This is a genomic window from Faecalibacter macacae (assembly GCF_003687725.1).
GTDB lineage: Bacteria > Bacteroidota > Bacteroidia > Flavobacteriales > Weeksellaceae > Empedobacter > Empedobacter macacae.
On sequence record NZ_RDOJ01000034.1, the window covers coordinates 1 to 3,354 of the forward strand.

Annotated in this window: 2 protein-coding genes and 1 pseudogene; all 3 read left to right on the forward strand. The window is 28.5% G+C overall.

Features of this window, described 5'->3' with window-relative positions; genetic code table 11:
• Window positions 1-214, forward strand: a pseudogene (locus EAH69_RS14025) (hypothetical protein); the annotation flags it as partial.
• Between the two features lie 273 nt (window positions 215-487).
• Complete coding sequence (locus tag EAH69_RS13730; RefSeq protein WP_121935786.1) at window positions 488-1,726, forward strand: TraB/GumN family protein; 1,239 nt, start codon at window positions 488-490, stop codon at window positions 1,724-1,726.
• Window positions 1,727-2,566: 840 nt separating this feature from the next.
• Entirely contained in the window at window positions 2,567-3,220 is a 654-nt protein-coding gene (locus EAH69_RS13735; protein WP_121935787.1) for a hypothetical protein, read from the forward strand.
• Window positions 3,221-3,354: the final 134 nt, after the last annotated feature.

Below are 3,354 nucleotides of genomic sequence, written 5' to 3' on the forward strand. Positions count from 1 at the left end.
AACCTCATTTCATAATGGTCATGCAATAATTGCTGAAAATTGTAAAAAAATACCTTGGGGTAAGCATGAACATGATAATATTTGTAATCATTATTCAATTCAATGTGAAAGACATGGATATATTGACAAAAAAGGTAATATAATAAAATTAGGCAAGTTCACATTTGAAGAAATAATGGAAGAAATAAAGTGGAAACCTGATGAATCATATTAAAAAGTACTACAGCTAACAAAGTATTTGCGAAAAAACGGGCTGAAGGCTAACTTTTTTGTCAATATTTTCCATTCGCAAAATTGCTTATCAAAAAACTTTTTTCTAATTTAGTTTCAGCCAAGCAATTTGCTTGAACGTACGAAATTGAACTTACGTTCAACTTCTCTCCCGTTCTTCGCAAATACTCGGCTCGTTATATGCCATTTTAGAACAACGCTTCCGAAAACAGAATGTAACAAATCGAATAACAGAATCGTGTTTAGTAAAAAACGTATGAAGAACATATTAACAATCCTTATCCTAACATTTTCTCTAACTGTATTTTCGCAAAACAAAAAAGACTATCTAAAGCAAAACCGATTTGACATTGAGAAATCCGACTTTAAATTTCCACAAACAGACTTCAAAATAGTTGGTTTTGGAGCTTATCACGGAAGTGCTAAGACTTATGATGCCGAACTACGACTGATTCAAAATCTGAATAAACAAAATGCTCTTGACTATTATATTCCCGAAACAAATTTTAGTCAAGCATTTTTCTTTCAACAATATTTAGAAACAGGCAACGAAGAACTTTTGAAAGAATTGGTCTTGGCTTTTCAGACCATTGTAAGTCAGGAAGGAACAATCGAAACTTTTGAGCATTGGAAAAACCTGAGATTGTTAAACCAATCATACAATAGTAATCCAATAAAAGTGATTGGTTTCGATGTTATCAACGAATATAAGTTTCCCATAAAGCACATCTTACTTTTAACCGAAAATATCCAAAATTGGAAATCGAAAGATGAATTAAACAAAATATCGACAGAAAAAGATTTTGATTTTAGTATTCGTAAAAAAGAAACAGTTCAACTTCTAAAAAACTTTATCAACGATTACGAAACGAATAAAAATATTTACGTTCATAAAATTAACGACACAATAAGTTTTCATCATATTCTGAAAAATATTGCTCAAAATTTTGATGGAGAAAGAGATAGAGAAAAAATAATTTTTGAAAACTACGTTTATCTAAAAGACATCTACCATCTTGAAACAAAAAAGCAATTTGCCAAGTATGGTTTTTTTCATCTTGAAAAAGAACGTGAACAAAATTATCCATCATTTTTTACAAGATTGATAGAACAAAACGTTTATGAGCGAAACAAAGTAATTACTGTTATTGGATACTTAACTAAAAGTGAAGTTCTTTGGGATAAAGTCTATGATAAACAAGGAAATTACCAAAGCTATACAACCGAAAAAGGTTACGGAATTGGAGATTATTGGAAAGAGTATTTTAAAGGTATCAAGAAACTGAAAAACACAAAATTATCAGATATAACACTTTTCAGACTTAATAATGAAAACTCACCTTACAATAGTGGAACAGACTTGAAAGAAGTAAAACTTTTTCTAAAAAAGAGTAATGGTAAAGTTTTAAAAGGAAAAGCTACGACAGATTTTATTGATTACGCAGTTTTGATAAGTAACTCAAACAATCAAGTCCCAATTGAAGAAATGAAATAAAAACGGCATATAACATCGCATTGGCAAAATGGCGGCGTTCACGACTAATTGAAAGTTTCTACATATTAAGCCGCCGAATGTGTTCCACATTCAGCTTTTTTAGTTAATTTAGCTTCTGTGGAAACACATCGGCTACGTTACTGCTAAATTGAACTTTCCGTCCAATTTACCCGCCACTTCGCCAATGCGTTTCCCGTTATATGTAATTTTATTAAATAAACTATGAAAGGACACACAAATTTTATAAATAGCTTTTCTAAAATCTCCAGCTATATAATAACTTTTATTTGTTGTTTACCTATGCCTATACTATATGTTTTCTTCATAAAAAATTCTGGTAAATATTTTTCTTTATGTGACTATTATTATGATTTAAAAAATAATAAAATTGACTTAATTACATTTAAAACTAAATCAAATTACATTTTAATTAGATTATCTGTTATTAGTTTAATCATTATAAGTTTACTTATTTTAGCAATTGCTATATGTATTAGTCCTGATAGTAAAATGGATATAAATACATTATTTTCAATAATAATATTGTATTTTTAATTTCCTACTTTACTTTTATTCGTATCATTTTATTCATTAAACTTTTACAATAAAATAGTTTTTAAAAATACCTCAAAATAAAACTACATATAACATAGTATTTACGAAAAACGGGCTGAAAGTAAACTTTCATCCCATCTTTTTCCGCTCGCAAAATTGCTTTTCTTAAAACTTCAACTTAAATTAGTTTTAGAAAAGAGCAATTTGCTTGAACGGACGAACTTGAGCTTTCGCTCAATTTCTCTCCCGTTCTTCGCCAAGCCGCGGCCCGTTAGCTGACATTTTATGAAAACATTTCTCTCATATGAAGGCTTACCAATAAAATCAGGTGGTGCACATTCATTAAAAAATAAAGATTTTAAAGAAAACTACATAGAAATTAGACAATTTTTAGAAAATTACGCATCAAAAATTTATAACGAAGAAATTGAATTAAGTTTATATGAATCTGCTGAAAATAAATATTCAATTCTAAAAAACATATTCAATTTAATTCTAACATTTGGAATTCCAAAATATAGAAATGATGGTTTGAATAAATCTTGGAATTGGACATTAACAAAAAAACAAATTGAAAAAGGATTTCATATTCTAAAACTTAATAAAAAACTGACTGAAAATTCAACTGGTGCAATCTCACTTAACTTCAAATGGAATTTTTATTTTAAAGATGCTAAAACAAAAATCGAATTACCTAATCAAAAACTAATTCCAAAAATTGATTTTAGACTTAAACCTTCTCAAATATATTTAAGGCTATCTGAAAAATCAACTGTTTCAGTTTGGTTTGCTTTTCCATTTGATGAAATTAATAATTATGAAAAAGAATATATTGAAAATATGAAAACCTTTTTACCTTTTAAAATTTCAGACAAACAATGGAAAATATGGAAATATTCTAAAAATGGAAATTGGACTGCAAGAAAAATTGAAATATAAAAAAACGTCAGCTAACATCGGCTTGGCAAAATGCGGGGTAAAGTGCAAAATTGAACTTCTCGCCCTTTTAGCCGCCAAAAGCTGTTTGCTTTTGTTTTTTTATTAAATTTACCAAAAGACTCACAGCTTTGGCT